We start from the raw sequence: 12,654 nt of genomic DNA on the forward strand, positions 1-12,654 counted from the left end.
TATATCATGAAAGAAACGTCACGGCCTCCATCATCCAGCGTTGTACCTGCTGCAAGTTCTCCATCGCAGTGTCAGGCTACTGTACAGGAACAAAGTGTTGTATTGCCGGTACAATGCAAACTAACCGTTGGGGCAATAGACGATCCGTTGGAAGCTGAGGCCGATGCTGTAGCGAATAAAGTAGTGGCTATACCACAAAACAGTTATATACAACGGAAGTGCTCACATTGTGAAGAAGAGGAGAGGGCTCAACGCAAGCCGCTCGCAGCGTTCATACAAAAAAAAGAGGCATCCTCTGGTAGTACAGTTGTACCGGAGTCTGTCAGCGATCAGATAGCATCGAGCCGTGGCAGTGGCAGCGTATTGGACAGCGGTACGAAGAGTTTTATGGAAAGTCGTTTCAGTAATGATTTTTCGAATGTGCGTATTCATACCGACAATGAAGCAGCTTCGCTATCAACGCAACTAAATGCTCAGGCTTTTACTATCGGCAATGATATATACTTTAATAACGGAAAATTCGCGCCTGCGTCATCAGCAGGTAAAAGATTATTGGCGCATGAACTCACGCATGTTGTGCAGCAGTCTAATACCGTACAAAGACGCTATATTCAAAGAGTTCCATTCGCAAGACGAGATCCTATTCATGACTTTATACTGGATGACTTCAGCAGGGAAACCGGATTACCGCGAGATCAGGTTACGCAACACAGCGCAGCATACGCAGAATGGTTACGCAATCGTCCTGTTCGCCTGGGAAGCTCAGCCGGAGGAAGGGGGATATATGCTTATGAATTTCCAGGCACCACCACCAATCGTGCGCTGGTAATTGGAGGTGTTCACGGATCTGAGTTATCAGGAATTGAAGTGGTTGAACAACTTATTACGCAATTGCGGACAGGACCACGTCCATACTATACGGTGACTATTGTACCTCGCCTGTTTCCTGACAATGCCCATGTGCGTGAAGGAAATCGGGCAGCCATTCAAGCCGATTCAAATGTAGGCAGATATACCCGCAGTACAGCTGTAGATCCGAATCGCCAAATGCCCGAGTTCGGGAGATCATTCGATCCTTCTAACCCGGTGGATAGCAGAGGCAGAACCATCGAAGCAGAAAATGTTATGTTGCTGGAACTTATCGACCGGATCAGACCGAGCAGAGTTGTGAGCGTACATGCTATGCATAGTGATGCATCGGCCGGTATATTTGCTGATCCGAGAACCGATCAGAATCAGATTGCTTTAGGTTACGACACAGACCGTGCCCTTGCACTTGAAATGGCCCGCCTTGCACAAAGCCGTGGTGCAGCTGTCAGTGGTAATCGTTTAGGTTCGCAAAATGAAAACACCACGTATGCCCTGGATCCTCCTATTGCTCAGGCAGGGCAGAGACAGACGCGAAGCAGAGGACAAGCATCTACAGATCATCGCGGTGAAGGCGTTAGCCTGGGAGGGTGGGGCAGTACAGCCGTATGCGATGCAGCGCATCCCGAAAGAAACCGTTCTGCTATGCGGATCATCACCATAGAAATGCCACGCGGTCAGCGCTCGCAAGACATGCAGACGCAGGCACAACGTGATGCCAGACGTGTTGTTGTACAAGCCCATGTTGATGCTATACGTGAAATATTTCTGGGACCTCACCAGGTTGAGACAAATACTCCGCCCCGGTGTCCATAGGTATATAGTATTATAATTCAACTACACTGTCCCAAGGCAACCCATATAATAATGAATACTATAATAGTACCAAGGCATCCACCGCCAAGCTTTTTTGCTCCATAACCAGCTATCATTGCACGGAAAAAATTGTTCATAGAATTTAAGATAAAATGTTCAAAGACTTTTACGCATAGTGTATCTAAATTTTAATGCCAGACGTAAGTATGCAGTACTTGTTGTATTCTAAAAATATTGTGTGTAATTGATTTATGTATTCATCCTGCTTTATAAAGCATACTGTCCTATAGGTATAGGGCGTATCGTTGTGATTAACTCTGTATTATTTAATAAACCCCTCTTTTATGAAAATCAAATTTTATGTATCCCTCGCTGTGGTGGCATGCCTCAGCGTACATGTTGCCCTGGCGCAAATTGACATCGTTCCTGTTTCTGACCCTATGTCGGATCGCAAGTTCAAAAGTGTTGTATACGACTCAAAACTATACGTCTCTGAAAATGGTATCTCATTTCTCCGATCGTATAATGGCACCACAGTAAACAACTACGCTTACCCGGTTGTTGGCAGCTATCAGCTAACCGTGAATCGTCACGATCAGTTAAAACAACCGTTCACCGTTTTTAATAATAATCTTTACGCGGTATTGTCTCATTATGCTATAGATAACTATCTGTATAAGTTTAACGGCTCTGTATATACGAACATACCGTTGCCTCATCAACCTGTATCAAATCCCGTGGTATACAATGGACAACTACACGTGCTGACCAAAACACCAACCGGCCTCGAACTGCTCCGGTATGATGGCACTACGGTCAGTGCTGCACTTCCTATTGCAGCGACAGTCATCGATTCAGAATATGAACTGTTTGTCGCAGGAGAGTATCTTTATATACTCTTCGCAGCTGATACACCGGATGGCGCCAACGCAAGAATCGTTCGGTATGATGGAAGTAGTTCCGTTACACTTCCGGATATTCTCCTGTGGGACGTCAATGACATTGTGGGAATGCCTGGTACGCCTAATGTCCTGATTGTACAGGACGCGTACATGGTATATCATTTTGACGGAACTACGCTTACAACCCTGGACAGCGAATATGGCTATCAGACCACTGGTATACTAACGTGGCAAAATGCATTTTACTACCAGCGAAGTTATGAACCTGTATTGTCCGGAACAGTATATAAATATAAAGATGGCGTGCTGTCTGTCGTTTCTCTACCTGGAGCACAACCCATGTTCGATGGTGAAATGGTTGTTTACAACGATGAGCTATATATACCCGCCAGTGCCAATGACGGCACCATCACGATATATAAATACAATGGCACTTCTGCTACATTGTTCTATTACTTCGCCGGGTTGATTGAAGAGATTTCGCCTGCCACCTGGCTGGGTGTCCGGAACGGAAATTTATTGATTATTCCCTATACGAAAAAGCATGATTATGCATTTGAATATAACGGCTCTACATTCACGTTACTTCAGACAACCGGAGGAGAACACATCACAAAGTATATAACCACGATTGGATGTCAGCATATGTGGGCGCTTAACCAGTATTCTCCTTCGACTAGCTATCAGTATCAGATTGGAATTGAAGATGCCGTAAGCTGCGGCATGCCGATCATCCCGGTAAAGCTGTGGGAGTATGAACGTTTCCGCATCGCTACCTATACGAATAACCGTAAATGGAGCTGGGCAGGTATAGATCTTGATTTCGCTATTGATACATTGTGTGCTTTTCCTCCGTTATGTCCTGATCCGAAGATGCAAGTATCTCTTTACGACAAACCGGGAAGTTCTGTATGGCAAAAAATATTTGATGCTCCGTTCAGTGAAAAATTCCCTGTAGCGGACAAGCCGTATACGTTAATCACCGGTATCGATAATTTTAATACTGATTTTCAAAATATAGTTTCACTGGATGGTTCGCTGGTGCCGAAAGGTGTTGAAGAAGTGATCATCGATATAAAACCGGATCAGCGCTATTTTAATCTGAATGTAAAGACGAAGCATAATAAGAAAGTTTCGTTTTCTATATCACTGCTGAACGCGAAAGGAAAAACGATATGGAGCGAAAATCTGATGGCACCGGTTAGCAAACAACTCAACGGTATCGTTCGCGAACCGGGGGCATCGCTTCATATAGCACCTGTGTCACGCTCCTGCAAGCATTTTCTCGCTCACAATATTCGTTATTATCCGAATCCCGTACGAGGCAAACTCAGCATCGATATCGATCGGGAAGATGAAAGCACAGACCGACTCAGCACACCGGTACAAATTACAATTACTGATTTCAAAGGATCCCGAATTGTATCGGAGCAATATGAAGATGCCGGTACCAAACAACTCGATCTGGCAGGCCATAAATCAGGCCTATATATTCTTACGATTACTACCGGTGATGAAATCCGTAAGGAACTCATCCAGGTAAAATAACAATAAAGTAATTTTGAATTTTGTATAGCCTGTGCATCGCAGTACAGGCTATATTTTTTTTCCTGTTCCGATGCGTTTTTCATCGGGTACAATTCAACGCCTGGTGGACGTATATTACCATCCATCCAAATGCACTTCGTGTTGCTACTTCCAGCGAAGATATTTTCCTACCTTCAACATCTAAATTCATACACGAATGGCTCATTACAAATTGCAAATTAACGGACGGAGTTACGAGACGGATGCTGATGCCGATACTCCGTTGCTGTGGGTGTTGCGCGATAATCTTGGCATGGTAGGAACGAAGTATGGCTGTGGCATTGCGCAGTGTGGTGCGTGCACGGTACATCTCAATGGAAATGCAGTGCGTTCCTGTTCATTGCCGGTGTCGGCTGTAGGAACAAAAGCCGTTACTACCATTGAAGGACTTTCTGCGCAAGGCGATCACCCGGTGCAGCAGGCGTGGCATGAAGTGGACGTAGCACAATGTGGATATTGTCAGGCAGGACAGATCATGTCTGCAGCAGCATTGCTTGCTAAAACTCCCAGGCCAACCGAAGAGCAAATATATACTGCCATGAACGGTAACATCTGCCGTTGTGGAACCTACCATCGTATTCGCGAAGCAGTTATACTGGCATCATCAAAAACCAAATAGTCATGTCTATACTACCGAAAACAAACAGACGCGATTTCATCAAGCTGGCAGCAACAGCAGGCGGTGGTCTTTTACTTGGCTTTCACTGGAGCAGTGCTGCTCCGGCATCTGCAGGTGTAATCAGCCATGTATCCGATCTGCCTGCCGGTACAATTGATTTCAATAGTTATCTCTCGATAGCACCCGATGGTGTTATTACGATTCTGTCTCCGAATCCGGAACTCGGACAAAATATAAAAACTTCATTTCCCATGATCGTAGCGGAAGAGCTTGACGCTGATTGGACAAAAGTGAAAGTAATTCAGGCAGCACTCGACACAAAAAAATTCGAGCGACAAGTAACGGGGGGAAGTGGGGCGATTCCCCATTCATGGGAGCGTCTGCGCAAAGCGGGTGCTACAGCGCGACAGATGCTAGTAGAAGCTGCTGCGAAACGATGGAATATACCGGCAACTTCATTAACAACGGATAAAGGTTATGTACTGGATTCCGGCAACGGACGCAAACTTACTTATGGAGAACTTGCTACGGAAGCTTCTGCTATACCTGTACCGGCTGATGTAAAATTAAAGTCGATCAAGGATTTCAAACTTATCGGTACGGCTATACGCAATGTCGATAACCAGGAGATGATCACGGGTAAACCGCTCTATGGTTTGGATTTCTATCGTGAAGGAATGTTGTTTGCCATGATACAACGGCCGCAGTCCTTTGGTACAAAGATAAAATCAGTCGATGCTGCTGCAGCCAAAGCAATGCCCGGTATCGTGGATGTGGTTACGTTCAAGAATAATGTCGCGATCGTAGGCAAGTCTACCTGGCAGGTAAACAAGGCACGTAAAGCTTTGAAAGTTGAATATGAAGCAGACGGTGCTATCGAAAGTACAGCAGATCATGATCGTATACTCAAGACATTACTGGATAGTAAAGAGACTACCATAAAACGTAAAGACGGTGATGTTGATGCTGCATTCAAGTCAGCAGCGAAAGTAATTACACGTGAGTATCAGTGTCCTTTCCTCTCGCATACACCTATGGAGCCGATGAACTTTTTTGCGCACGTACGCGCGGATGGAGCTGAGTTGATCGGTCCGACACAAACTCCGGAGATGGCACGCAATGAGACAGCCAAACTATTGGGACTCGCACCCGAGCAAGTTACTGTTGAGCTGACAAGACTTGGTGGCGGATTCGGTCGCAGACTGAAAGCTGACTATGTATTGGAGGCTGCTGAACTTTCGAGTATCATCAAAGCGCCTGTAAAAGTAATCTGGACACGTGAAGATGATATGACCGGGGGAAGCTATCGTCCTGCCGTGCGCTATAGATTTGACGCAGCACTAGATGCCCAGGGAAATCTCATCGGGTATAAATTACGCGGTGTAGGTATAAATGCAGGTAACACAACACGTGAGGATAATTTCCCTTCGGGTGCTGTTGATAATTTACTGATTGAGACAATCGAACATAAATCACCGGTTACTACCGGGGCCTGGCGTGCACCGATCACAAACTTTTTAGCATTTGCCGAGCAGGCTTTCCTCGATGAAGTAGCATCAGCTTCCGGACAGGATCCCGTTGCGTTCCGACTTAACCTCCTGAACAAAGCGAAGCAATCACCGGTAGGTGCTATCAAATATGATATCGACCGGATGAAAGGTGTGATTGAGTTGGCCGCTGAAAAATCACAATGGGGTAAGAAGAAAAATATAGCACAAGGCTTTAGTGTATATTTCTCACATCGTTCGTATGTAGCACAAGTAGCAGAAGTTGCCATGAAGAAGGGAACTCCAGTGCTGCAAAAGATACATGCTGCGGCAGACTGTGGTGTAGTGGTAAACCTGAGTGGTGCGAACCAGCAGGTGAGGGGCGGTATAGTAGATGGATTAGGACACGCGTTCTATAGCAATCTCACTTTCAAAGACGGGGCAGCGGAACAAAAGAACTTCAATACGTATCGGTTGATCCGAATGAAAGAGATTCCTGAAATTGATGTACACTTTGTGAAGAATGAAATCAGTCCAACAGGACTCGGTGAGCCTGCATTGCCACCAACGGGTGGAGCAGTAGCCAATGCGTTGTTCAAGGCAACCGGCAAGCGTCTCTACAATCAACCCTTTATCAAACAGGAAGAATTGAAAGGCGTAAACCTGGGTGAGCGCATGTAATACTTGATAACGAGGTTATAGTTTAGTTTCTTACTGAAGACACAGCTGTTCAGACCATTGTCCGAATGCTGTGTCTTTCAGTTAAAAAAAGTTGCTGCTATATCTTAGCGCATTTTCTGTACCCAGAGTTTATCGGCTTTCTCTTTGTTTTTCTTTTCATCGGTATTCCAGGCGCGCAAGTGATTCTTGCCGTTGAAATTATAGAAGAGATATACTTTGCCATTAATGATCTTGTACGTAGAAGGATCAACTTTTACACGTTGTCCATCAACCGCCATTGAATACGCATCCCATCCTCCATACGCAGGCTCGTATTTGGCAGGAGATTTTTTAAACTCTTCAAGATTTTCGTTGTTCACAAAATAGTAGGTGAGTCCTTTGTGTGTATAGGCGAAGTCTTCGGTGCCTTTGGCAGCTTTTCCTTTGAAGTAACTTACCGGGTCAAAGTCTTTTATGGCAATGCCGTTGTCGTTATTATAGTTTCGCAGGCGCGTGGCATTTTCAGTTTGCGCCATAGCTCCAATCGATACGAAAAGTGCAAAAATGGTCAGGTATAGTTTCATGATGTTAGAGATTATTCCTGCCATCAAAGATAAAATGATGATGCCTGACTCAATTGAGACTTTGGCGACTAATCAGGCAGCATGCCGTGGAAAAATCTTTCCCGGATTATTTTCCCGCAGAGGGCGCTGATTTACGCAGAGCAATTCCGGTGAAGCGAAATCTATACCTTTAAGAAAATGATTCTGCGATTTCTGCGGGCTTGATTTTTTTACGGACATAAAAAAACTTCAAGCCACGGTAACTAGTACCGAGCCTGAAGTTTAGCAATCAACACTACTATATCTTATCTGTTAAGGATATCCATAGAAGCCTACACCTTCATAGGTATAGCCGCCACCACCTGCACCAAGCTCTGCCCAGTTCGTTGTGTAGAAGTGATCTCCGTTACCTCCGTTGTAATAACGATATACCGGTGCCGTGCCGCTTGCCTGTGTAGTAAAGGCATAGAAAGCTACACCTTCATACACGTAGCCACCACCACCGCCACCTAATTCACTCCAGCTTGTTGTATAGAAGTGATCGCCATTGCCACTGTTGTAATAACGATATACCGGAACAGTGCCCGATGCCTGCGTGGTATTGGCAAATATAGCTATACCTTCCAACACATATCCGCCACGGCCACCACCGAGTTCGCCCCAGTTGGTTGTATAGAAATGATCGCCATTGCCGCTGTTGTAATAACGATACACAGCAGATGTTCCTGCTGGTATAGTGCGACTTGGATATACTGTTGTAAGCGCTGTTACATCTGCACTGGTAAAAGGACGATCTGTTCCGTTGGAACATGCGAGCATCCATGAGTTAGCAGACGGTGTAGTAGGAGTGCCGGGAATGTGATTGGCGCCAACACCTGCATCACCTTCGTTGCCACCACTGCCGCAGCTAAATGCACGGTTCATATAGTCGGTGTGACGGAAGCCGATCGCATGACCAATTTCGTGTGCTATAACGGTAGTAGCATCAGCACGGTTGGATGAATTGTTATAGTAGTACGTGTTCAGCCTGATAGGACTTGCCGGGTTTCCGTTTGACGGGAAGCCTGCGCTATATCCGAGCGTGTTACTTACTTCATAGAAAGAAAGTATACTGATATCTGCTGCAGAAGAATTGGTTGTACGTTGAAACGTGAGACCAAGTCCCTGCGCATTGTAGCGTGCCAGCGCTGCGTCAAAGGAGCTCTGCATATAGGAGCCAAATCCGGCATCCATATATACCTGCAATACACGTGGCGTGGCAATAACCAACTGATTGGTTCGGTAGTGTTCTTCTCTGCCGGAAGCCAACGGTGGTTGTGATGCTTCAACGAGTTCATCAATCTGCGCCTCCGTTAAAAACATATCGTATTCTACCAGGTATCCGTTTTCAAATTTTCGGAATCCTTCGCTTGTATCAAATCCTGCTTCCTTCAGCTTGAGGGCAACCCGATTAAGCGCTTCATCCTCAGAGGATGTTTCTACTTTCTCGTTTTCGCAGGAAGCAACGAATAATACCATACACATTGCAAACAGGCATGACAGTAACGTACTCCTCCCGGGAGTTCTTCTTTTTAAATTCATAATAACGTGTGGTTTAAAGGTTGAAAAAACAATAACTAACAATGATTACAATAACGATGCAATGATAGGTAGAAAGATCTGTACTTTTCCAAACGGATGTGAAATAAATTTTATAAAGTAAATATATACCTGAAATATCCGGTATAGTATACTATATCAGCGCTGTATACATATATATAGTATATAAATGTTACAACGGCACAGCGCTGATATACCTATATTATTGTTTCTCAACAAGGTCTTTGATCTGTTCCAGTATACCGGCCCAGCCGCCTTCCTGTTGCGCATCCTGGAATCGTTTTTCTCCATCGGCAACTTTTGCAAAATCTCCCTGTGTTACAGCGAAGTGAGTTTTTCCATTTTCTTCTTTTAAACTATACGTAACGGTTGCGTAGTTCTCGGGTATATCTTCGGTTGTCGAGTTCGGATCGAATGTCGTATAGGCCAGATATTTACCTTCCTGTATGGCAACAATGTTACCCTTCACGGCAACCAGTTCCTTGCCATCAAAGACTCCTTTCCATAGCATCGGACTTCCAGGTTTCCAATCTGTTACCGGTTCACAACCAAACATATATTTTTTGGTTTGTAGCGGATTGGTGAGCGCATTCCACACCACAGATGCCGGAGCGTTAATCGTGATGTCGTTTTTAATGATGAGTTGTTTGTCCATGACCATAGGTGTTTGTTGTTTTAATTCAATAATTTCAAGTCCACGAATCAAATCATCGGTATTGACAATAGTATGTCAGCAGCGGATCGGGCACCTCAAATTATTGAGACGAAAGTATACGAAAACAACGGTGCACGACAAACGGAAAACGATATGCCTGTCGGAACGTTTTTATTCCATCAGTATAAATCCACCATGAACTTCCTGCATTTGGTAGGAATTTCGTGATCCATGTTTAATCATCTAACCCGGAATTAATGTATAAGCATTTTACACTCACTGTTTTAATCTGTTTCTGCTTCGCAGCTTCCTTCGCGCAGGAAACCTACCGCTTCACCAAAGGTCTGGTGGCAGGGCCCGTGCATCAGTATGGTCGCGAAGCTCTCGTAAAAGACCTGTTAGCCCACCAGTTGTACACCGGTGCATTTAAAACTCCAGTAGCCGGTCAGACATTACTGACTGACGACAAAGGACAGGCCATCACCTGGAAGTCACTGGAAGTTGATACAGCAGGTCTCTTTAAAAATGAATTACTGTCCAATGGATATTTATACCTTACCTATGAGGCGAAACAGGAACAGTCTGCACTGCTTCATGTGAAAGGACATAACATGGTGTTTGTAAACGGAGCACCACATGCCGGAGATATATACTGGCATGGCTACCTGTATATACCTGTAAAGTTGAAGAAGGGCACGAACGAATTCTTGATCCGCTGCTCACGCTGGGCACGGTGGCAAGGCGTAAACACCACGTTGTTGTTCCCTGGCAAACCGGCTACCATCAGCACAGACGATCCTACCTTGCCGCACGTTGTGTTGAATAATACATCCGAAGAACTTTGGGGCGCGGTAGTCGTGATCAATACAACGGACAAAGCATTGACCAATCTGTCTATCAAAAGCACACTGGAAGGTAAAGAGTATACCACCAATCTGCCTGCAGTACCGCCATTGACATCCCGTAAGGTTGGCTTCCGGATAAATGCTACCGGTGTCTCACAAAAGAACAGTTATACCTGTGCCCTGAAGCTATCACAGAAGGGAAATATACTTGATGAAAAATCCGTTACGATTGATGCGGTGAATGCCGATGAACATCACAGCAAAACGTTTATCAGTGCTATTGACGGAAGCGTTCAGTATTATGGTGTAGCTCCACAAAGTAAACCGGATGGCAAACAACCTGCATTGTTCCTGTCGGTACACGGAGCAGGTGTTGAAGCGATAGGACAAGCACGTGCTTATCAACCGAAAGAATGGGGTGTATTGGTAGCCCCCACCAACAGACGTCCGCGTGGTTTTAACTGGGAAGATTGGGGAAGGCTCGATGCCCTTGAAGTGTTAACCATCGCGAAGAAAAACTATAACCCGGATCCGCAGCATATATACCTTACGGGACACTCGATGGGTGGACACGGTACATGGTACCTCGGTGCAACCTACCCGGGCAAATGGGCAGCGATAGCACCCTGCGCAGGATACCCGACCTTGACCGGATATGGTTCTGCTGATGGAAAAATTCCGGGACAAGGCGCATCACCTGCAGAGAACATGTTATTGCAGGCGAGCAACCCGAGCAACATTATTGAACTGGCTCAAAACTACAAGACTGCCGGTATATATATACATCATGGCGACAGCGACCGCGTTGTATCGGTTGACTATGCACGACAGATGCGTGAACTGTTAGGAAAATTCCACAAGGACTTCAGTTACTATGAATATCCCGGAGGTTCACACTGGTTCGGAAATGAAAGTGTGGATTGGAAACCGATCTTCGATTATTTTAAGTGGCATACAATCCCTGCGGATAGTTCTATGAATGTGGTTGATTTTTCTAGCGCCAGTACTTCGATTTCTTCCCAGTTTCATTGGGTATCAGTACTGCAGCAACAGCAGTCCTATAAATATAGCCGCATACAACTGAAACGCGATAAGAAGAACGGACGCATTACCGGAACTACCGATAATATAGCAGCACTGGCGTTTTCGCTGAAAGACTTTGCTCCGAATACAACGGTACAGATTTCACTGGATAAACTTGAATCCATAAAGTATACTGTTAAATCCGCTGATGATATAGTTTATCTTTATAAGGATACCAATTGGAAAGTAGGGCAGAAGCCTTCCGTAAAACAAAAAGGTGTGAATCGCAATGGTTCATTCAAAGAAGCCTTTAACTACAGAATGGTGTTTGTATATAGCACCGCAGGCACAAAAGCCGAGAACGAATGGTCTTACAACAAAGCACGCTACGATGCAGAAGTGTGGTACTACCGTGGAAACGGAGCCGTTGATATTATCGCTGATAAAGACTTTACTCCGGGCGCATACCGCGACCGTGGTGTGATCATCTATGGTAACGCTACAACCAACACAGCCTGGAAGAAAGTATTGGCAGATTGTCCAATCAACGTTCAACGCGGAAGTATAAAAGCGGGGGCAAAGACGTATACCGGTGACAACCTCGCTGCCTATTTTACATGGCCGCGTGCTGACAGCGATATAGCATCGGTCGGTGTGATCAGCGGAACTGGCTTACCGGGACTTCAGGCTACCGAAGCCAATCAATACTTTGCTGCCGGCAGTGGTTTCCCTGATTACCTCATCTTTACAACCGACATGTTAAGGGATGGAGCCAAAGCCATCAAACTCACCGGCTTTTACGGCAACGACTGGACACTCGAAAAAGGACAACAGGTAGGAAATTAAAGTATTGCTTCCCTATAACTGCACGCTCGAAGTAACGTTAGCACCGTCATTTCGAGCGTGTTGCATTTCCTGTAAAATGCACATTACCCACGAGAAAACTCTAAAGCCATAATTTTCAATTTAATGTGATGCTTCGATAACGTTGCTCCGACAAGGGGGCTTCTCGCAGGTGAATAAGAAGACAT

Annotated in this window: 8 protein-coding genes; 5 read left to right on the forward strand and 3 right to left on the reverse strand. The window is 45.3% G+C overall.

The genetic code is table 11. The features are described 5' to 3' along the window. Window positions 1-6 precede the first annotated feature (6 nt). The 4 genes from ACFQ21_RS09985 (at window position 7) to ACFQ21_RS10000 (ending at window position 6,959) form a co-directional block, all read left to right on the forward strand. Window positions 7-1,683 carry an eCIS core domain-containing protein gene (locus ACFQ21_RS09985; RefSeq protein WP_377578495.1) on the forward strand — a complete coding sequence of 559 codons (1,677 nt, stop codon included), beginning with the start codon at window positions 7-9 and terminating at the stop codon, window positions 1,681-1,683. A 344-nt stretch (window positions 1,684-2,027) separates the two neighbouring features. Continuing rightward, complete coding sequence (locus ACFQ21_RS09990; RefSeq protein WP_377578497.1) at window positions 2,028-4,133, forward strand: T9SS type A sorting domain-containing protein; 2,106 nt, start codon at window positions 2,028-2,030, stop codon at window positions 4,131-4,133. A 196-nt stretch (window positions 4,134-4,329) separates the two neighbouring features. Beyond that, the gene (locus ACFQ21_RS09995) at window positions 4,330-4,791 is read left to right on the forward strand and encodes a (2Fe-2S)-binding protein (RefSeq protein ID WP_377578499.1); all 462 of its coding nucleotides are present in this window, start codon (window positions 4,330-4,332) and stop codon (window positions 4,789-4,791) included. A 2-nt stretch (window positions 4,792-4,793) separates the two neighbouring features. Then, window positions 4,794-6,959 (forward strand): xanthine dehydrogenase family protein molybdopterin-binding subunit, encoded by a 2,166-nt coding sequence (locus ACFQ21_RS10000; RefSeq protein WP_377578501.1) that lies wholly within the window; start codon window positions 4,794-4,796, stop codon window positions 6,957-6,959. Between the two features lie 104 nt (window positions 6,960-7,063). Here the strand turns inward: ACFQ21_RS10000 and ACFQ21_RS10005 are convergent, their stop codons facing one another. The 3 genes from ACFQ21_RS10005 to ACFQ21_RS10015 all read right to left on the reverse strand — a co-directional run bounded on the left by ACFQ21_RS10005 (window position 7,064) and on the right by ACFQ21_RS10015 (window position 9,755). Further along, window positions 7,064-7,546 (reverse strand): YHS domain-containing (seleno)protein, encoded by a 483-nt coding sequence (locus ACFQ21_RS10005; protein ID WP_377578503.1) that lies wholly within the window; start codon window positions 7,544-7,546, stop codon window positions 7,064-7,066. A gap of 267 nt (window positions 7,547-7,813) precedes the next feature. Continuing rightward, window positions 7,814-9,082: a M57 family metalloprotease gene (locus tag ACFQ21_RS10010; protein WP_377578505.1), complete on the reverse strand. Its 1,269-nt coding sequence runs from the start codon at window positions 9,080-9,082 to the stop codon at window positions 7,814-7,816. A 220-nt stretch (window positions 9,083-9,302) separates the two neighbouring features. Beyond that, on the reverse strand, window positions 9,303-9,755 hold the full coding sequence (locus ACFQ21_RS10015; protein WP_377578507.1) for an SRPBCC family protein: 453 nt from the start codon (window positions 9,753-9,755) through the stop codon (window positions 9,303-9,305). Between the two features lie 257 nt (window positions 9,756-10,012). On the opposite strand from ACFQ21_RS10015, the gene ACFQ21_RS10020 reads away from it, so the two are divergent. Further along, window positions 10,013-12,469, forward strand: coding sequence for a carboxylesterase family protein (locus ACFQ21_RS10020; RefSeq protein ID WP_377578509.1), 2,457 nt, complete (start codon window positions 10,013-10,015; stop codon window positions 12,467-12,469). Window positions 12,470-12,654 lie beyond the last annotated feature (185 nt).

The organism is Ohtaekwangia kribbensis, from assembly GCF_042676245.1.
GTDB classification, from domain to species: Bacteria; Bacteroidota; Bacteroidia; order Cytophagales; family Cyclobacteriaceae; genus Ohtaekwangia; species Ohtaekwangia kribbensis.

Excerpts from the sequence above, each read along its gene's own strand:
- ACFQ21_RS09985 (WP_377578495.1), top strand. The coding sequence starts at position 7 with ATGAAAGAAACGTCACGGCCTCCATCATCCAGCGTTGTACCTGCTGCA.
- ACFQ21_RS09990 (WP_377578497.1), top strand. The coding sequence starts at position 2,028 with ATGAAAATCAAATTTTATGTATCCCTCGCTGTGGTGGCATGCCTCAGC.
- ACFQ21_RS09995 (WP_377578499.1), top strand. The coding sequence starts at position 4,330 with ATGGCTCATTACAAATTGCAAATTAACGGACGGAGTTACGAGACGGAT.
- ACFQ21_RS10000 (WP_377578501.1), top strand. The coding sequence starts at position 4,794 with ATGTCTATACTACCGAAAACAAACAGACGCGATTTCATCAAGCTGGCA.
- ACFQ21_RS10005 (WP_377578503.1), bottom strand. The coding sequence starts at position 7,546 with ATGGCAGGAATAATCTCTAACATCATGAAACTATACCTGACCATTTTT.
- ACFQ21_RS10010 (WP_377578505.1), bottom strand. The coding sequence starts at position 9,082 with ATGAATTTAAAAAGAAGAACTCCCGGGAGGAGTACGTTACTGTCATGC.
- ACFQ21_RS10015 (WP_377578507.1), bottom strand. The coding sequence starts at position 9,755 with ATGGACAAACAACTCATCATTAAAAACGACATCACGATTAACGCTCCG.
- ACFQ21_RS10020 (WP_377578509.1), top strand. The coding sequence starts at position 10,013 with ATGTATAAGCATTTTACACTCACTGTTTTAATCTGTTTCTGCTTCGCA.